Here is an 18,394-nt window from a genome sequence, read left to right as displayed (position 1 = left end):
CCTGCCCCGCCTGCGCGGTGCGGCCGGGCCCAGCACCCAAAAGCCCCAGGCCAATCAACGACAGCATGCGCCTGCGCGACAGGGAACGCGCCGTCACCATTTATGCGAAAGGCTGGCCTGCAAGGTGCGCCCGTTGCCGAAATAGCTGGAACTGTGCCCTATGGCCGAAATATAGGCCCTGTCCGCCACATTGGAAATGCTTAGCCGACCCGTCATTCCAGACGCAAATTCGTAGCTTGCGCCCAGATCAAGCAAGGTCACGGCATCCAGCCGTTCGGCATTGGCATCACTGGCCCAACGCCCCCCGATATGACGCAGACCCGCGCCAAGGGTCAGCCCTTCAAGCGCGCCCTTGCGGAAGTCATGCGACACCCACAGGCTGGCGGCGTGGCGGGGCGTGTTGGCCAGTTCATTGCCGTTATTGTCGCCCGTGATCCGTGTGGTCGTATAGGTATACGCGGATTTGACCTGCCAGCCTTCGCCAAATTCGGCAACGGCTTCCAACTCCAGCCCGCGAATGCGCGCCTGCCCGATCTGGCGCAGCCCTGTGACCGGATTGCCGCCGATGGTTTCGGTGACGGTCGTATTTCTGTCGGTTTCACGCAGGTCATAGGCTGCGGCGGTGAAAAGGCCCTCAAATGCGGTGGGGGCATATTTGACACCAAGTTCCCATTGCTTGCCCTGTGTGGGTTTCAGGGTGCTGCCGTCAATATCAAAGCCCGGTTGCGGCAGATAGGATGTTGCATAAGACAGATAGGCCGAAACACCGCTGTCCCAGACATACCCCAACCCCGCATGCCCCGTCAGTTGCTGGTCGGAACGGGCAAAATCCGTGTTGCTGAAATTGGTGACATTCTCACCTTTCTGGCGTGTCCATTCATGACGCAACCCCAGTGTTGCACGCCAGTTTCCCATGCTCATTTCGTCCAGCGCATACAGCCCGATCTGGGTTGCACGAACGCGCTTTTCAGCGGTGTACCAAGGCGCATCTGCAACGGCATTGCCATAGACCGGGGCGGCGAAATCAATCGCATTGACATTGGAGAAGGCAGAGCTTGCATCCTCGGACAGGCGCTGTGCATCAACGCCGAAGGTCAGTTCATGCCGGATGGCCCCTGTGTCCACCTGTCCCGACAGGCGGATATCGGCGGCAGCCGCTGTGAAGCGTTCGCGCTGGTCAATAGCACCGCGATTGACGACAGTTCCCGTAGCGCCCCCCGAAAGGTAAATGTTGCGGTAATCCCATGCAAAATTTGTATACCTGAACGTCCCGTTCAGTTTCCAGCCGGTGTCGAATTCATGCGTGATCCCGAAACCCAGCGTGGTCATCTTGCGGTCACTTGTGTTGAACGCATCATCGGCGAAATTGAACGCGCGCAGGTCGCGCGCATTCACAACCCCGACCAGTGATGGCGGCACACCCGTCGGCGACATGGGTTCATCGGCGTGATAGCTCGCCATAACCTCTATCTCGGTGGCATCACCCAGTCGATAGCTGGCCGACAGGCCCAGATAGCCGCGCTTGTTGTCGATCTGGCGAACATCCGTGCGGTCATTCGACAAACGGGCCGTTACCCGCCAGGCCAGCCGGCCATTCACCACCCGATTGGCATCACCATACAGCGCCAGCGACCCGTTGCTGTCCGCTGATATGCCGGTTTCCGTAAAATCCCCGGAAGCCTGCGCGCGTTTCTGGATCATGTTCACAATGCCCGCCGGCGTTCCCGCGCCGTATAGCAAGGAAGCGGGTCCGCGCAGCACTTCAACCCGCTCGATGCCATACAGGTCAAATGCCGGGGCGCTTGTGGGGAATTGCGTCGACCGCATCAGGCGCAAGCCGTCCAGGAACTTGTCGTTTTCCAGATTGAAGCCGCGCAGGAACAGGCTGTCAAACCGCGGATCGCCGCCATAATTCTCGGCCACGACACCGGCGGAATAGGTCAGGGCCTGCGCAAGATTGCGCGCGCCGGTTGCCTCGATCTGGGCACGGGGAATGACCGATACCGATGCCTGAACCTCGGTGATCGGGCGCGATGTCTTGGTGCTGGCAGCATTTTGCGCGACGCTGCTGTCCAGCGGCGCGGTGGGGTTTTCACCGCCCGACAAGGTCAGGGTGCCCAGAAACGTGTCGCGGGGCGTGTCCTGTGCTAGCGCGCCAGTGGACATAACCGCCATCAAACTGCCGCCCGCAAGGAGCAAAGGATAGGTTTTCATTAAGGGACCTCTGATACTGCACAATTGTCGAGCGTTTAACTTGGTCTTTCGTGCAAGTCTTGAAGGAACCTGCTGCAACTTGTAGATTCCCGCGCGGCATGCAGCTTTCGCCAGCGCGATGGCGGCATCCCGTTTTGTGAACTGAACACGCGCGACATATGGGCCTGATCCGCAAACCCCGTGGCATAAGCGATGTCCGCCAGCGACAACCGTTGCTCCAGCATCATCTGCTCGGCCATGCGCAGGCGTTTAAGGGTCACCCATTTCGACGGACTCATCGAAAGCGCTTCGCGAAAGGCGTGCGCAAAGCGGCCCTCGGACAACCCAAGCCGGGACGCCATGGCGCGGACACCGGGCGGATTTGACAGATCCGACAGCACCAGATCTTCCAGCGCCGCAACCTGACGGGCATTCAGCCCCTTTGGGGGTAAATCGTGCCGATCATCAGGGCTGGTGCCATTTTCCCTGTCTGGTTCAAAAACATCAGCCAGAATCGCGGTCAGCAATCCGTCAAGCATCATATCATTCTGCTTGCCCTGCGATATTTCGCGCGCTGCAAGCCGGGCAAGGGTCAGCAGGTTTTGGTTGTCGTCAAAAAACCGGGGCGTGCTGGTATCCGCGCGCAACCCACCGTGCCTGATCCGCGCAGCCAGATTTGCCGACTGAAGGTGAATATCAAGATGGCGGAAATCGCACGCCACGTCCAGATGACTCCATAATGGGGTATTGGCCGGAATGAAAAAAGCACGAAGCTGGGACCGGCACGGCATTGCAGGTGAGGTGCGCATCAGAAATGGCGGCACGTCGTCATCCAGAAACACCACCAGTCTGGGATCGGGCGCAATATAAAAGCCGCCACCGCCAGCCGCGCCCCGCACTTTCCACAAATCAGCAATCGCACCACCAAATCGACGGTAAGCCAACGGATCAAGCGTCTGCAATGCCTTGGTCTGGGTGGTCATTCGCGGTCGGAATTCATCACCTGCCATCAGTTGCACCGCTGCGCGCCTTTCGTGGCACGTTTACTGACCGCAACCCGCCCTGCACGACGTCGGGGCACGAAAAAGAAAAAGAATAAGACCTTGCCACAATAAATGGCTCCTGCTTCTTTCACGGGTCTGATTGGTCAGGCGCGGGTCTGGCACAGGGGCTGGATGGCGCATGAAGGGCGACATGCTTAATTCCTGATAGTTTCACTAAGATACTGCTGGCCTTCACGCAAGCGGAAATTGTGGAATCTGCCAGCCACGGCGGAGAGATGATCTGACCATACCGCCGTTCGCACAACCGAAGTGATATTGTAAGGCCGCGAAATCTGCGGCCCTACATAGCGTTGAAAGAGCATTCAACCGCGGGTTGGCTCTATCCTAAGACCTGATTGACGCGCTGCGCGTCAGGTCTTGTCCTTGACGGGCATATACAGATCACCCCCGTCGCGGTAGCGTTCCGCCATTTCCGCCAGTCCAGCCTCGGCGCGGGCAGCGTCGCGGATGTCATGGCTGATTTTCATTGAACAGAATTTCGGCCCGCACATGGAACAGAAATGCGCAAGCTTGTGCGCTTCTTTGGGCAGGGTCTGGTCATGAAAGGATCGCGCGGTATCAGGATCAAGCGACAGGTTGAACTGATCCTCCCAGCGGAACTCAAAACGGGCATGTGACAATGCATCGTCGCGCAGTTTTGCCGCCGGATGGCCCTTGGCCAGATCGGCGGCATGCGCCGCGATCTTATAGGTGATCACGCCGGTCTTCACGTCATCGCGGTCAGGCAGGCCCAGATGCTCCTTTGGGGTGACATAGCACAGCATCGCCGTGCCAAACCAGCCAATCATCGCAGCCCCGATCCCGCTGGTGATGTGGTCATAGCCCGGTGCAATATCCGTGGTCAGTGGCCCAAGCGTATAGAACGGCGCTTCGCCGCAGACCGCCAGTTGCTTGTCCATGTTTTCCTTGATCTTGTGCATCGGCACATGGCCGGGGCCTTCGATCATGACCTGACAGTCATGCGCCCACGCAATCTGTGTCAACTCGCCCAGTGTTTCCAGTTCCGCGAATTGGGCCGCGTCATTGGCGTCGGCAATTGATCCGGGCCGCAACCCGTCACCCAGACTGAAGCTGACATCATAGGCGCGCATAATCTCGCAGATTTCGGCGAAATGCTCATACAGAAAGCTCTCTCGGTGGTGGTGCAGGCACCATTTGGCCATGATCGACCCGCCGCGACTGACAATGCCTGTCACACGGTCCACCGTCAGCGGAATATGTGACAAGCGCACGCCTGCATGGATGGTGAAATAATCCACGCCTTGTTCGGCCTGTTCAATCAGCGTGTCGCGGTAGATTTCCCATGTCAGGTCTTCAGCAACCCCGCCAACCTTTTCCAGCGCCTGATAGATGGGCACAGTGCCGATGGGCACAGGCGCGTTGCGGATGATCCAGTCGCGGATGTTGTGAATATTGCGCCCCGTCGACAGGTCCATGACCGTATCGGCGCCCCAGCGGATGGCCCAGACCATTTTCTCCACCTCCTCCGCCATTGAAGATGTGACTGCGGAATTGCCGATATTGGCATTGATCTTGACCAGAAAGTTCCGGCCAATCGCCATGGGTTCCAGTTCCGGGTGATTTATATTGGCGGGGATGACCGCGCGCCCGCGCGCCACTTCATCGCGCACAAATTCCGGGGTCACGAAATCGGGGATGGCCGCGCCAAAGCTTTCGCCGTCGCGCATCAGTTTTTCGCGCATCTCCGCGCGGCCAAGGTTTTCGCGGATCGCCACAAACTCCATCTCGGGGGTGATAATACCGGCGCGTGCATAGGCGATCTGGCTGACTGATTTGCCCGCTTTCGCGCGCAACGGGCGGTGACGGGCCGGAAATTCCGGTGTCAGCCTGTCGTCGGAAACGAACCCGTTATCTGCCGGTTGCACAGGACGCGGCGCATAGATCTCGGTATCGCCGCGCGCTGACAGCCAGCTTTCGCGCGCACGCGGCAAGCCGCGCTCGATGCTGATTTCGGCAGTTTCATCCGTATAAGGGCCAGAGCAGTCGTAAACCGTGACCGGCGGCGCGTCCGCACTGGGATGCAGCGCAATTTCGCGCATCGGCACGCGCAGATCGGGGTATAGCATACCGTGATGGAAAACCTTGGTCGAGGCGGGCAGCGGCCCGGTGGTCACTTTGGGGGTGGGTGTATCTTTCATGTCAGGCTCCTTGCCTTGCGAGCATTGGAGACCCAGCATGCTGGAAGGGGGAATGAATACACCGGCAACATGGCCAACGACCGCATGCCCGCGCATCCGCACCGTCCCTACGCCAGTATGAACTGGATCAGGTTCATAGGGTCCCTGCGCTGCCTTGCGGCCCAGCAGTATCTCAGTTCCTTGACGGAACCCCCCTGGTGGAATGGTCACTCTGTGGGCAAGCTTCTTGGATGTCAATGCAGCCAGCATGGTCTGACGACCACGCACAACGCGTTTTCAGCATGCTTTTCAAAACAGCATGATCAGGATTTTCTACTGCATTGCCATCGGGCTGCTCAAGCAGAAACATGGACGCACCCATAATGACGCTGGAACTGGTGCCCGCCCGCGCGGCTTCTGTAAGCGCCATTTGCCAGCGCAATGGGTTTATGCAGGGCCGGAAGGTATAGTCTGACAGGGGCTTTTGTGTGTTTTCAAATGCTCGGATACAGCCCCGAGCATCCGGTTCTCGGCCCCGAAATCTTGTCCGGCATAAACAGATGCTAGTCTGATCCCTGCCTTGTGAAGTGGCATGTCCACACCGACAAGACCGGCAATATGTACAAGTGGAACCAACCCAAAAGGAATGTCCTCGGTCAAATAGCGCGTATCAAGTGACCGTGGCCCGGGCACAGACGGACCCTTGCTGCTGACTTGTGATGCCATTGCGGTCACAGGGCCGGCTGTGATGCCCGGAAACGTTGAAAGATAGTGTTCGAAAACTGTGCGCACCTTCAATCCGAAATGCGCCGCCAATGCCAGCCGTTCCAGATCAAGCGCTTCGATCACACGCCCGACTGATGGTGTGATACCGGCATAATTCTCCCAATTCTCGGCCTTTTCTATTCGCGTCAGATTGGCCAGCGCATTGGCAAGATGTATGGGCGGGTTAAGGTTGCTCAGGGCAACAGCCAGGGCACTGGGCAATTCGCGGAACTCTGTGTTGAACAAGCCCCCCAGCACCGTCTGGCTGTCGTCTGGGACACGCGCAGCGGTTACTGCGTAGTCAACCCGGTCCCGAACGGTGCCACAGCTGATGCGGTCGGCAGCAATCCGGCGCGCAGTGACAACAGTGGTAGACCACGACATGATCGGGACCTGTTTGCCCGCGCTTTTCAGCAACTGGTCCGCATAGGCAGAACACAGGCTAAGTTCCGCACTGAAGATAAGTGTCTGGCCAGACGTGGTTAACGGCACAAGCTGGTCGATCAGGTCTTGCGTGCCTCTGGCACCGCGCGCACAAATAAGCACATCTGCGTTCTGAACCGCCTTGCGCAGATCAGAGTCCTGATGGATATGGCCCGAGAAGCTGAACGCACCCTCGACATATATTGTATCATTCAACGGACCCGCCGTTTCAGACCACAGAACGACATCATGGCCGGACCGGGTCAGCATGGCAGCATAGGTGATGCCAATGGCACCACCACCAAGAATTGCAACTTTCATATTCTGTCTCTGGTTGTTTGGGCGACGTTCAGCCAGCGATTCCGAAGGATTGCGGAAAGAACGTGCGTGGTAGAAAAAGGAAAACATCCGGCAATAGAATGACCCCGATGATCACAAGCAGTGTCAGCCCAACGATGGGCAGGACCGCCATGAACGCACGGGGCGTCGAAACATTGCCGATTTGCGCCGCGATCAGCAGGCAAATGCCATAAGGTGGCGTTGTCAGCCCGACGGCAAGCGAAAGGCAGACAACAAGTGCCATGTGAATATCGGATATCTGCGCGGCACTTGTCAGTTCCTTGATGATCGGCAAGAAGATGATCACTGCGGTCATAGGGCTGAGGACAGTTCCCACCAGCAGGCAGAAGACCATTATCATAAGCATCACCGCAATCGGGTGATCCGACACACCCAGGATGAAGTCCGCAACATCCTGCGCGATGCCCATATAGGCTATCAGCCAACCCATGATCCCGGCGGCTGCCACCGCGAACATCGGCAAAGAATAGGCCACGACCGTAGAAGAGATCAGCTCGAACAGTTGCCCCGGCCTGATGGTCCGATAGACGACCACTGCCAGCACAAACCCGATCAATGCAGCAACAGAAGCCGCTTCGGTCGCTGTGAAAAAGCCGCTGGTGATACCGCCCAGGATGACGATGGGGATAAGAAGCACTGGTGCCGCCATCCGCCCGGAACGCAGCCGACCACGAAAGTCAACGCGTTCGGGGTTCACGACGCCATAGCGGCTGGCAACATGATATGTGTAACCCATCTGCACAAGCCCAACGAGCACACCGGGCACGATCCCCGCAAGAAACAGCGCCGCAATCGAGATGTTCCCGAACGCACCGTATATTACGAAAAGGATCGATGGCGGAATAATCACCCCCAAGGTCGAGGATGTCGCGGTCAGCGCCACCGCAAAAGGGGCCGGATAACCTGCCTTCTTCATGGTCGGAATCATGATCGCCCCGACACTGGCAGTGTCTGCCGCAGCCGAACCTGACATCGAGGCGAACATCATACTTACCAGAACATTGATGTGACCAAGGCCGCCCTTAATGTGTCCGACCATGGATTGCGCGAACATCATCAGCCGCTCGGTGATGCCGCTGTCGTTCATCAACCGTCCAAGCAGCAGGAAAAAAGGAACTGCCAGCAGCGCGAAAGAGTTGATGTTCACACCATCTGATTGACCACCGATGTCGGCGGCAGACCAAGTGTCAGCACCGTCAGCAATGACGACACACCTATTGCGAAGGCAATTGGAACACGCAGGGTGATCAGTGCGATGAAACTTCCCAATAATATGACGATGGAATTCATTCCGGCTCCTTGCCCCCGATGGAGGATATTCCCCGGACTTCCCGCAAACCCTGAAAGGCAATCTCTATTGTAAACAGCATCATTGCCGCGCCGCTGATTGCGACGACGATGTTCTGGTAAAACAGCGGAAACCCAAGCGAAAATGAATAACGCCGCCAGCCAAGCTGGGCATATTCAAGACCATTGACGGCCATCACCCAGATCAAGGGAAACCCAAGGACAATAGCCAGCAGGCGCAGGAAAAGGTTGATGCGCACATAGTGTTCGGGAACAACTTCGACAACGTAATGCAATCCGTGGCGGTATCCTATGGCGGCGCCAAGAAAGACACTCCAGATGAAACAAAACATCGCGATTTCATCTGTCCAGACAAAGGACATCGAAATGAAATTCCGAACAAATACCTGAAACAGGATCACCAAGATAAAGGCTGCAAACAGAACACCGCCTGTGATCTTCAGTATAGCCTCTATGATGTTGTTGAGCTTGCTTATCATGCGCGCACCGACCTTCTCTGATACAGACCTGGTTCGGGTGGTCACTCGACGCTGCGGATCAATTCCAGCAGATCCGCGACATCAAGTTCGGCGGCGACCTGATCATGCAGTGGCGCGACGATTTCAATAAAGGGTGCCTTGTCAACCTCGGTCACGGTCACCTGCCCGCTTTCGATCAGCGGTTGCAGCAGCGATTGGTCATATTGGATGCCCGCATCAATAGCCACCTGAGAGGCGCGCGCGGCGGCGTCCATCAACGCGTCCTGATCCTCGGGGCTAAGCCTGTCAAAGCTGGCCTGACTCATGGTGATATGGCTGACCATGAATTGATGTTCAGTCCGGGCGTGATAGGGCGCAACCTCATACAGCTTGTTTGCGACATAGGCGCTGATCGTACTCTCGAATGCATCGACAACGCCTGTCTGCATGCCTGTGTATAGCTCTGTGAACGGCAGCGAGGACGGCAGCGCACCCGATGTTTCCCACATCAAGGCGTCCATACGCGACCCCGGCACACGCATCCGCAGGGCGGAAATATCTTCGATCTCAGTCACGCTATGTCTGCGGTTGCTAAGATTTCGGACGCCGCCCCCTGTCAGCGCAAGCAGTTTCAGCCCACTTCCGTTATTCGCATACACATCGCGAAAATAGTCTGAAACAGCGCTGTCTGTGGCAACCGTCGCGCGAAGTGCCTCATCATTGGCAAAAAGATAGCTGAGCGAGAAAAGCTGAAATTCGGGAAAGAAGGGCGTGGCTTCCTGCGTGCCGCCGATCAGGATGTCGATTGTCCCCAAGCGCATTTCGTCCAGTGCGGTTGCGTCATTTCCAAGCGAACCGCCGCTGAAGATGCGGATATCCACACGCCCGTCCGTCGCCTCCAGCATATCCTCGCGCAGCGCTTCGGCGGCATCAAGCCACGGGTGTGGTGCATTGGCCTGTGTTGACAGGCGCAACGTCTGGGCCGTTGTCGGCAGCGCGATGCCGGCAAGAAGAACGCAGACAGTTGAAAGCTGAGCAATATTTTTCATTTTGAACCTTTCCCTGTTGATTGTGACGCTTGGTGTGCGCCTTCTTCATTGACAAAGGATCAGACAACCTAACTATAATGTCAAATATCAATAAAGTATCCTATAATGCGCTAGAGTTATGATAGACCTTCCGAAAGATACTCCCTTGCCGCGCGTCACCTTGCGCCAGGTAGAGGCATTTCGCGCCGTCATGCGAACACACGGGATGACGTCGGCGGCACAAATGCTGTCTATTTCCCAACCCGCCGTAAGCAGGCTGATCGCCGATATGGAACTGGGGCTGGGGCTGAAGCTTTTTGAACGCAACGGTCCGCGGCTGAAACCCACTGACAACGCTTTGCGCCTTATGGAGGAGGTGGAGCGCGTCTTTCTGGGTCTGCATCAGATCGAACAGGCCGCGCGCACGATCAAGCGCTTTCCACAAACGCTGATGCGGATTGCGGCGCCGCCTTTTCTGTCATTGGAATATGTGGCGGTTGTGGTCGGGGCCTTGCGGCGCGCCTACCCCGAGTTGCGTTTCAGCATCCATACCGACAGTTCCATGTCGATTGCAGACCAGATTGCGCGGGGGCAGCATCATCTGGGATTTTGCACCCTGCCCGCCAGCGCGGATGATGTGCGTGTCGTGCATGAAAGCCGGGTCGAGGCCGTTTGCGTACTCCCGCGGTCGCACCCGCTGGCGGCGAATGACACCATACATGTGTCCCAACTTGAACATGAACCGCTGATAGTGCTTGGCCAAAGCGGCAGCATCCGCCCCCAGATCAACGATGTTTTTGCGGCCGAGCAGATATCGCCCAATATTGTCGGCGAAATACTGTTTGCTGCAACCGCAGGAAGCCTTGTTTCCGAAGGGGTCGGTCTTGCATTGATGGACCCGTTCTCTGCCCGCGCGTGCCGCAGCAATGCCATCGTGATCCGCCGCTTCATGCCGCGTGTCGAACTAAGCTATTCGATGATTGTCCCTTTACACACCAAACTTGGCGATCCGATCGCGTTTGCCACCCGTATCGTGCGCGAGGAAATCGAGCCGATGTTACCAGACTGGGCTTTCCAGGACTGAAGTTCTGATCGCTAAATGCGCAGATCATCGTGGCAGCACCAAAGCCTGATACCCCCCCCTTACAGGTCTGTCAGCTCTCTGCCCCGATATTGTTCCGGGGCGGCATTCCGCGCCCCGGAACTTCGGTGAAATTCAGGCAGCGGGAAGGGAAATCGCCCGCGCCGCAGCGCCATCGCGGGCGCCGTAATGCACCAGGACTTTCGCGGCCATCTCTGCCCCGCGCTGACCGGCATCAATGATGCTCTCGCCAAGTGCGAGCGCGGCCAGAAACCCGCTGGCATAGGCATCGCCAGCGCCGGTTGTATCCACCACGCGGGACACGGCAACAGCAGGGATACGGTGACGGCCCGTCGCATCGGCCACCAGCGACCCCTTGTCGTGCTCTGTCACGGCGGCGACCGCAACCTGCCTCAGCGCCCAGTCAAGCGCAGCTTCGGCCCCGTTGGTTCCCGCAAGCGCGTCAATCTCAACGCTGTTGCCGATCAGGATATCGCAGTAACGTGTGATGAAACCTTGCATCGCGGCTGCATTGCGCGCAACGCAGCCCGCGTCCGACGGCGACATTGCGATGCGCGCGCCAGCCGCCTTGGCAAGCTCTGCCGCTGTTTCTATTGCTGCCGCGCCATTCGGCGCATCCCACAGATACCCTTCGACGAAAAGAATATCGAAGGCGTCGGGCATGGGCGCGCGCACCTCCGCAGGCAAAATCTCGACAGCGGCACCAAGATGGGTGCTCATCGTGCGTTCACCATCGGGTGTGACCAGAACGACGCAGCGCCCCGTGCCCAGCGACTCATCCTGTGCAACAGCAACGGGCGCAGCAATACCCATCGCAGCCATTTCATCGCGAAAGACCTGACCAAGCTCGTCATTGGCGACCTTGCCAAGATACGTCCCCTTCACGCCGGTCTCGGACAGATGCGCGATGGAATTGGCCACCGATCCGCCGGACTGGCGCACCCCCGGCCCGACCTCGTCAAAAAGCGTGCGGGCTGCTTTGGCATCGACAAGATGCATCCCACCCATGCTCAGGCCATGACGGTCAATAACAGATGGGTCCACAGCGACCACGACATCGACGATCGCGTTGCCAAGGCCCACGATATGAGGTGTTTTCAGTGTCATCAACGACTCCTCAATAGCGGTAATGTTCGGGCTTGAACGGGCCTTCGGGCGTCACGCCGATATAGTCGGCCTGATCGGGGCGCAGTTCCGTCAACTTCACGCCGATCCGTTCCAGATGCAGGCGCGCGACCTTTTCATCCAAGTGCTTGGGCAAGACGTAGACATCATTGCCGTATTGGTCCCCCTTGCTCCAAAGTTCGATCTGGGCCAGCACCTGATTGGTGAAGCTGGCCGACATCACAAAACTGGGGTGGCCGGTGGCATTGCCAAGGTTCAGCAGGCGGCCCTGCGACAGCAGGATCATGCGCTTGCCCGGACCCATCTCGATCATGTCCACTTGATCCTTGATATTGGTCCATTTGTAGTTGTTCAGGGCGGCGACCTGAATTTCATTGTCGAAATGGCCGATATTGCCGACAATCGCCATATCCTTCATCTCGCGCATATGCTCGATGCGGATGACGTCCTTGTTGCCGGTGGTGGTGATGAAAATATCAGCGGTGCTGACCACATCTTCCAGCGTTGTCACCTCGAACCCGTCCATGGCGGCTTGCAGCGCGCAGATCGGGTCAACTTCGGTCACTTTCACGCGGGCACCTGCGCCGCGCAAGCTGGCGGCAGACCCTTTGCCAACATCGCCATAGCCGCACACCACAGCCACTTTGCCCGCCATCATGGTGTCGGTGGCGCGGCGAATGCCGTCAACCAGCGATTCCTTGCAGCCGTATTTGTTGTCGAATTTCGACTTGGTCACGCTGTCATTGACGTTGATTGCAGGGAAAGGAAGCTGGCCGTTGCGCTGCAACTCATACAGACGATGCACGCCGGTGGTGGTTTCCTCGGATACGCCTTTGATCGCGTCACGGGTCTTTGTGAACCAGCCGGGGGTTTGTGCCATGCGCTTCCTGATCTGCGCCTTGACGACTTTCTCTTCCTCGGACTGGGGCACCGGGATGATATCTTCGCCAGCTTCCGCCCGTGCGCCCAGCAACACATAAAGCGTGGCATCACCACCATCATCAAGGATCATGTTCGCTCCGTCGGGGAACTGAAACGACCGATCCAGATAATCCCAGTGCTCTTCCAGGGTCTGGCCCTTGACGGCAAATACCGGCGTGCCACCTGCTGCGATTGCTGCTGCGGCGTGATCCTGCGTAGAATAGATGTTGCATGACGCCCAGCGGACATCAGCGCCAAGCGCGATCAGCGATTCGATCAGAACCGCTGTCTGTATGGTCATGTGCAGACTGCCCACAATGCGCGCGCCCTTCAGCGGCTTGGTCGTGCCAAACTCCTCGCGCACCGCCATCAGCCCCGGCATTTCGGTTTCGGCAATATCAATCTCCTTGCGGCCATATTCCGCCAGATCGATGTCGCGAACCACATAGTCCGTTCGAATAGAGGTATCGGGCTTGTTCATGATAAATTTTCCTTGCTTGTATCTGTAGTTCACTCGGCTGCGGCGGTGGCACCGAAAACGCGCGCCAACTCATCCGCTAGGTCTGTCTTCTCCCATGAGAAGCCACCATCGGCGGTGGCATCGCGCCCGAAATGGCCATAGGCAGACGTGCGCGCGTAAATGGGCCGCAGAAGGTCAAGATGCTCGCGAATGCCGCGCGGCGTCAGGCGGACCATGTCACACAGGGTCGCGGCAAGCTTGTCCTCGTCCACGCGTCCGGTGCCCAATGTGTTGACATAAACAGCAACCGGCTCTGGCACACCGATGGCATAGGCCAGCTGGATCTGGCATTTGTCGGCCAGTCCGGCGGCGACCACGTTCTTGGCCAGATAGCGCGCGGCATAGGCGGCAGAGCGGTCCACCTTGGTCGGGTCCTTGCCCGAGAATGCGCCGCCCCCATGCGGTGCCGCACCGCCATAGGTGTCCACGATGATCTTGCGGCCGGTCAGCCCTGCATCGCCATCAGGGCCGCCAATCACGAATTTGCCTGTCGGGTTCACGATAAGCTTGTCTTCGGGCAGCGACCAGTCAGAGGGGAAAGCCCGCTTTATGTAGGGCCTGACCATCTCGCGGACTTCGGCTTGTGTCAGGTGCTCCATATGTTGGGTCGAAACCACGACCGTATCGACGGCGACAGGCAACCCGTTGCGATACTTCAGCGTTACCTGACTTTTGGCATCGGGGCCGAACCCGGTCTGGGCACCGGATTTGCGATCCTCGGCCATGTAGCGCAGAATGCGGTGTGAAAACTGGATTGGCGCGGGCATAAGTTGGTCGGTCTCGTTGCAGGCAAAGCCGAACATAATGCCCTGATCGCCTGCACCTTCTTCGCCCTTGTCGCCTTCATCGACGCCTATGGCGATATCCGCCGACTGCTCATGCAGCAGGTTTTCAACCGCGCAGGTCTTCCATGAAAAACCCTTTTGTTCATAACCGATGTCCTTGATCGCCATGCGCGCAAGTTCTTCGACATGCTGGCGCACGTTGTCTGGCCCGCGCACTTCACCGGCAATGACCACGCGGTCAGTGGTGGCAAGCGTTTCGCAGGCGACGCGCGATTGCGGGTCGGCTGTCAGATAGGCATCAAGCACCGCATCAGAAATGCGGTCGCAGACCTTGTCGGGGTGCCCTTCGGACACCGATTCACTGGTGAAAAGCCAAGTCTTGTCGCTCATCTTGTCCCTTTCCTTGAAGATTTGTGATTGCATTGCGCCTGCTGCGGATCAGCAGACGCTGCGCCTTGGTCAGGCTGCGTCCACCCGATCGGGGCGCCCCGGCGTGTAGCCAAGGCTGGGTTGTAGCCATGTTTCGACCTCGGACATGCTCATGCCCTTGCGTTTCGCGTAATCCGCGACCTGATCACGCCCGATGCGCCCGATGCCGTAATACGCCGCGTCCGGATGCGCGAAATACAGCCCGGAAACGGCGGCTGCGGGCCACATTGCCATCGATTCGGTCAGTTGCAGGCCAGTATGCTCGGGTGCCTGCAACAAATCGAACAAGGTGGCCTTTTCGGTATGGTCCGGGCAGGCCGGATAGCCCGGCGCAGGCCGGATTCCGCGATACCTTTCTGCGACCAGATCGGCGTTTTCCAACCGCTCATCAGGGGCATAGCCCCAAAGTGACCGGCGCACCCGCGCATGTAGCGCTTCGGCAAAAGCCTCGGCGATGCGATCACCAAGCGACTGGACGAGGATGGACTCGTAATCGTCCCCGCTTGCCTTGTAGCGATCCGCAATCGTATGAACTTCGGGGCCAGTCGTGACCGCAAAACCGCCAATCCAGTCGGGCGTGCCTTTGGGTGCAACAAAATCCGCCAGACACATATGCGGCTTTGGGCCGGATTTCCTGCCCTGCTGGCGCAGTTGCGGCATCCGTGCGGCAAGCGCGCGGCGCTCTTCGTCTTTCCACACAAGGATATCATCGCCGTCCGCATTCGCAGGCCACAGCCCGACCACGCCGCGCGGGTTGAACCAGCCCTCGGCCTCTATCCGGTCAAGCATCTTTTGCGCATTGTCGTAAAGGTCGCGCGCGGTTGGCCCCATCTGGGGGTGATCAAGAATATCCGGGAACCGGCCCCGCATTTCCCATGTGTTGAAGAACGGCCCCCAGTCGATATAGTCGCGCAATGTGCTGATCGGCATATCGTCAATGACAGTCACCCCCGGCGTCTGGGGCGCGGGTGGGGTGTAGCGGTCCCAGCCACCATCGAAGGCATTGGCGCGCGCCGCAGCCAGCGGGGTGGTGGGGCGCTCGGCCGCTTTGGCGTTGCCCTCGCGCAACTGGTCATATTCCGACGCTATCGCGTCGATATAGCCCCGCCGCGCCGTCTTTGACAGCAGCTTCGAGACAACGCCCACCGCCTTGGAGGCATCCTCGACATAGATCGCCCCATGCGCGTATTCGGGCGCGATCCTGAGCGCCGTGTGCTTTCTTGAAGTCGTCGCCCCGCCGATCAGCAGCGGAATGTCGAAACCCTGCCGCGTCATTTCAGTGGCGACATCCACCATCCGGTCGAGCGAGGGGGTGATCAGCCCCGACAGCCCGATGATGTCGGCCTTCTCATCCTTGGCGCGGGTCAGGATATCTTCGGCCGGGACCATCACGCCCAGATCAACGACATCGAAATTGTTGCATTGCAGCACAACACCCACAATGTTCTTGCCAATATCGTGCACGTCGCCCTTGACCGTCGCCATCAGCACCTTGCCCTTGGCCGACGTGTCGCCCGTGCGGCGCTTCTCTTCTTCCATATAGGGCAGCAGATGGGCCACTGCGGCCTTCATCACGCGGGCCGATTTCACGACCTGCGGCAGGAACATCTTGCCCGCGCCAAACAGATTGCCCACGACATTCATGCCGTCCATCAGCGGCCCCTCGATCACCTCAAGCGGCTTGTCAGCCCGCTGGCGGCATTCTTCGGTATCGGCGACAACATGATCCACGATGCCATGCACCAGCGCGTGTTCCAGCCGCTTCTCGACCGGCTGGTTGCGCCATTCCGGGTCCGCGACCTGCGTGGCCGCACCCGTCCCACGATACTTGTCGGCAATGGCCAGCAGCCGGTCGGTGGCATCCGCGCGCCGGTTGAACAGAACATCCTCGACATGATCGCGCAATTCGTCGGGGATGTCGTCATAGACGGTGATCTGTCCGGCATTGACGATGGCCATATCCATGCCCAGCGGGATCGCATGATACAGAAAGGACGAATGCATCGCCTCGCGCACAGGGTTATTGCCCCGAAAGCTGAAGGACAGGTTGGACAGCCCCCCCGAAATATGGGCATGCGGCATTTCGGCCTTGATCAGCCTGATGGCGTCGAAAAAGGCGTTGGCATAGTCATTATGTTCGTCAATCCCGGTGGCGACCGCAAAGATGTTGGGATCGAAGATGATATCCCAAGGCGCAAAACCCGCCTGTTCCGTCAACAGGTCGTGCGAGCGTTTGCAGATCTCGAACTTGTGCTGCGCGGTTTCGGCCTGACCGCCTTCATCAAAGGCCATGACCACCACAGCCGCCCCGTGGCGGCGGCAGATGCGCGCCTGTTCAAGAAACGCGCCCTCTCCTTCTTTCAGTGAAATGGAATTGACAATCGACCGGCCCTGAACGCATTTCAACCCTGCCTCGATGATCTCGAACTTCGAACTGTCGATCATCACGGGAACGCGGCTGATATCAGGCTCGGCGGCGATAAGGTTCAGGAAATCCACCATCGCCTGCTTGCCGTCAAGAAGCCCTTCATCCATGTTCACATCGATGATCTGCGCGCCGTTCTCGACCTGATGGCGCGCCACCTCCAGCGCGGCGTCGTAATCGCCATTCATGATCAGTTTCTTGAAGCGGGCCGAACCGGTAACATTGGTGCGCTCGCCGATATTGATGAAATTGCTGACAGATGTCATGGGAAATCCTTTTGGCGGTTAGTCCGCACCTGCGGCCTCGAACATCTCCAGCCCCGACAGGCGCAGCCGCGGTGTCCTGGCGGGCACCTTGCGCGGCGGTTTGCCCGCAACTGCACGGGCAATCGCTGCGATATGTGCGGGCGTCGTGCCGCAGCACCCGCCCACGATATTGACCAGCCCCGCATCGGCCCATTCGCCCAAGTGGTGGGCCGTTTCTTCGGGCTGCTCATCATAGCCGCCCATTTCGTTGGGCAGACCCGCATTCGGATAGGCGCTGACCGGAATTTCGGCCAGCCCGGAAATGGCGCGGATATGGGCGCGCATATCGGCGGCACCCAGCGCGCAGTTCAGCCCGATGGACAGCGGCTTGGCATGCACAAGCGAGACATAGAATGCCTCGGGCGTCTGGCCGGTCAGCGTGCGACCGGAGCGGTCGGTGATCGTGCCCGATATCATCAGCGGCGGCACGGTCAGGCCCGCGTCGCGCAGGCTGTCGATGGCATAAAGCGCCGCTTTCGCGTTAAGCGTGTCAAAGATCGTCTCGACCAGCAGCAAATCCGCGCCCGCCTCGATCAGCGTGCGCGCAGCCGCGCCGTAAGCGTCGGCCAGATCGTCAAAGCTGACGGCCCGGTAACCCGGATTGTTGACATCGGGGCTGATGCTGGCGGTCTGGTTTGTAGGCCCGATCGCGCCGGCAACCCAGCGGGGCCGCTCGGGCGTGGCAACTGCGTCGGCGGCCGCGCGTGCGATCCGCACGCTTTCGGCATTCATCTGGGCCACAAGATGTTCCATGCCGTAATCCGCCTGCGAAATCGAATTCGCACCAAAGGTGTTGGTGCACAGGATATCGGCGCCCGCGTCCAGAAACTCGGCATGAATCCGGTGGATCATGTCGGGCTGTGTCAGGCTCAGCAACTCGTTATTGCCGCCCACATCCTGCGGGTGATCGGCGAAACGGGTCCCGCGATAGGCCGCCTCGTCCGGTTTCGATTGCTGGATCATGGTGCCCATGGCCCCATCGATCACCAGAATGCGCCGGGCAAGGTGATCTTCGAGAGAGTGTCTGGTGTTCATCAGCTTTGTC

General features: G+C 58.7%; 12 protein-coding genes, 1 pseudogene and 1 riboswitch. Of the genes and pseudogenes, 1 reads left to right on the top strand and 12 read right to left on the bottom strand.

Going from position 1 to position 18,394, the window contains the following annotated elements; genetic code table 11:
• Positions 1-93: 93 nt before the first annotated feature.
• From P8S53_RS19790 to P8S53_RS19755, 8 genes are all read right to left on the bottom strand, one after another.
• Positions 94-2,214, bottom strand: coding sequence for a TonB-dependent siderophore receptor (locus tag P8S53_RS19790; protein ID WP_277807367.1), 2,121 nt, complete (start codon positions 2,212-2,214; stop codon positions 94-96).
• Positions 2,215-2,249: 35 nt separating this feature from the next.
• Complete coding sequence (locus P8S53_RS19785; RefSeq protein ID WP_277807366.1) at positions 2,250-3,176, bottom strand: AraC family transcriptional regulator; 927 nt, start codon at positions 3,174-3,176, stop codon at positions 2,250-2,252.
• Positions 3,177-3,607: 431 nt separating this feature from the next.
• The gene (gene thiC / locus P8S53_RS19780; RefSeq protein WP_277807365.1) at positions 3,608-5,416 is read right to left on the bottom strand and encodes a phosphomethylpyrimidine synthase ThiC; all 1,809 of its coding nucleotides are present in this window, start codon (positions 5,414-5,416) and stop codon (positions 3,608-3,610) included.
• Positions 5,417-5,502: 86 nt separating this feature from the next.
• Positions 5,503-5,622: riboswitch (TPP riboswitch) on the bottom strand.
• A gap of 220 nt (positions 5,623-5,842) precedes the next feature.
• Positions 5,843-6,904 carry an NAD/NADP-dependent octopine/nopaline dehydrogenase family protein gene (locus tag P8S53_RS19775; RefSeq protein ID WP_277807364.1) on the bottom strand — a complete coding sequence of 354 codons (1,062 nt, stop codon included), beginning with the start codon at positions 6,902-6,904 and terminating at the stop codon, positions 5,843-5,845.
• Between the two features lie 28 nt (positions 6,905-6,932).
• Positions 6,933-8,030, bottom strand: coding sequence for a TRAP transporter large permease (locus tag P8S53_RS19770; RefSeq protein ID WP_277807363.1), 1,098 nt, complete (start codon positions 8,028-8,030; stop codon positions 6,933-6,935).
• A gap of 56 nt (positions 8,031-8,086) precedes the next feature.
• A complete protein-coding gene (locus P8S53_RS19765) occupies positions 8,087-8,233 on the bottom strand; it encodes a hypothetical protein (protein WP_277807362.1) in 147 nt (48 codons plus the stop codon).
• On the bottom strand, positions 8,230-8,730 hold the full coding sequence (locus tag P8S53_RS19760; RefSeq protein ID WP_277807361.1) for a TRAP transporter small permease: 501 nt from the start codon (positions 8,728-8,730) through the stop codon (positions 8,230-8,232). Before P8S53_RS19760 ends, P8S53_RS19765 begins: the two co-directional genes overlap by 4 nt.
• 41 nt (positions 8,731-8,771) lie before the next feature.
• The gene (locus P8S53_RS19755; RefSeq protein ID WP_277807360.1) at positions 8,772-9,758 is read right to left on the bottom strand and encodes a TRAP transporter substrate-binding protein; all 987 of its coding nucleotides are present in this window, start codon (positions 9,756-9,758) and stop codon (positions 8,772-8,774) included.
• Positions 9,759-9,876: 118 nt separating this feature from the next.
• On the opposite strand from P8S53_RS19755, the gene P8S53_RS19750 reads away from it, so the two are divergent.
• Positions 9,877-10,821: a LysR substrate-binding domain-containing protein gene (locus tag P8S53_RS19750; protein ID WP_306417972.1), complete on the top strand. Its 945-nt coding sequence runs from the start codon at positions 9,877-9,879 to the stop codon at positions 10,819-10,821.
• 132 nt (positions 10,822-10,953) lie between these two features.
• Here P8S53_RS19750 and P8S53_RS19745 read toward each other — a convergent pair whose 3' ends face one another.
• The 4 genes and pseudogenes from P8S53_RS19745 to metH form a co-directional block, all read right to left on the bottom strand.
• On the bottom strand, positions 10,954-11,946 hold the full coding sequence (locus tag P8S53_RS19745) for an adenosine kinase (protein WP_277807359.1): 993 nt from the start codon (positions 11,944-11,946) through the stop codon (positions 10,954-10,956).
• Positions 11,947-11,956: 10 nt separating this feature from the next.
• Positions 11,957-13,345 carry an adenosylhomocysteinase gene (gene ahcY, locus P8S53_RS19740; protein ID WP_277807394.1) on the bottom strand — a complete coding sequence of 463 codons (1,389 nt, stop codon included), beginning with the start codon at positions 13,343-13,345 and terminating at the stop codon, positions 11,957-11,959.
• Positions 13,346-13,395: 50 nt separating this feature from the next.
• Complete coding sequence (gene metK, locus P8S53_RS19735) at positions 13,396-14,580, bottom strand: methionine adenosyltransferase (RefSeq protein ID WP_277807358.1); 1,185 nt, start codon at positions 14,578-14,580, stop codon at positions 13,396-13,398.
• Positions 14,581-14,649: 69 nt separating this feature from the next.
• A pseudogene (gene metH / locus P8S53_RS19730) lies at positions 14,650-18,384 on the bottom strand (methionine synthase).
• Positions 18,385-18,394: the final 10 nt, after the last annotated feature.

It is taken from the genome of Roseinatronobacter sp. S2 (assembly GCF_029581395.1).
Lineage (GTDB): Bacteria > Pseudomonadota > Alphaproteobacteria > Rhodobacterales > Rhodobacteraceae > Roseinatronobacter.
This window is presented reverse-complemented; position numbering and strand designations above follow the sequence as displayed.

What these genes read in the sequence shown, in the direction of transcription:
- P8S53_RS19790 (WP_277807367.1), bottom strand. Translation starts at nt 2,214, where the DNA reads ATGAAAACCTATCCTTTGCTCCTTGCGGGCGGCAGTTTGATGGCGGTT.
- P8S53_RS19785 (WP_277807366.1), bottom strand. Translation starts at nt 3,176, where the DNA reads ATGACCACCCAGACCAAGGCATTGCAGACGCTTGATCCGTTGGCTTAC.
- thiC (WP_277807365.1), bottom strand. Translation starts at nt 5,416, where the DNA reads ATGAAAGATACACCCACCCCCAAAGTGACCACCGGGCCGCTGCCCGCC.
- P8S53_RS19775 (WP_277807364.1), bottom strand. Translation starts at nt 6,904, where the DNA reads ATGAAAGTTGCAATTCTTGGTGGTGGTGCCATTGGCATCACCTATGCT.
- P8S53_RS19770 (WP_277807363.1), bottom strand. Translation starts at nt 8,030, where the DNA reads ATGAACGACAGCGGCATCACCGAGCGGCTGATGATGTTCGCGCAATCC.
- P8S53_RS19765 (WP_277807362.1), bottom strand. Translation starts at nt 8,233, where the DNA reads ATGAATTCCATCGTCATATTATTGGGAAGTTTCATCGCACTGATCACC.
- P8S53_RS19760 (WP_277807361.1), bottom strand. Translation starts at nt 8,730, where the DNA reads ATGATAAGCAAGCTCAACAACATCATAGAGGCTATACTGAAGATCACA.
- P8S53_RS19755 (WP_277807360.1), bottom strand. Translation starts at nt 9,758, where the DNA reads ATGAAAAATATTGCTCAGCTTTCAACTGTCTGCGTTCTTCTTGCCGGC.
- P8S53_RS19750 (WP_306417972.1), top strand. Translation starts at nt 9,877, where the DNA reads ATGATAGACCTTCCGAAAGATACTCCCTTGCCGCGCGTCACCTTGCGC.
- P8S53_RS19745 (WP_277807359.1), bottom strand. Translation starts at nt 11,946, where the DNA reads ATGACACTGAAAACACCTCATATCGTGGGCCTTGGCAACGCGATCGTC.
- metK (WP_277807358.1), bottom strand. Translation starts at nt 14,580, where the DNA reads ATGAGCGACAAGACTTGGCTTTTCACCAGTGAATCGGTGTCCGAAGGG.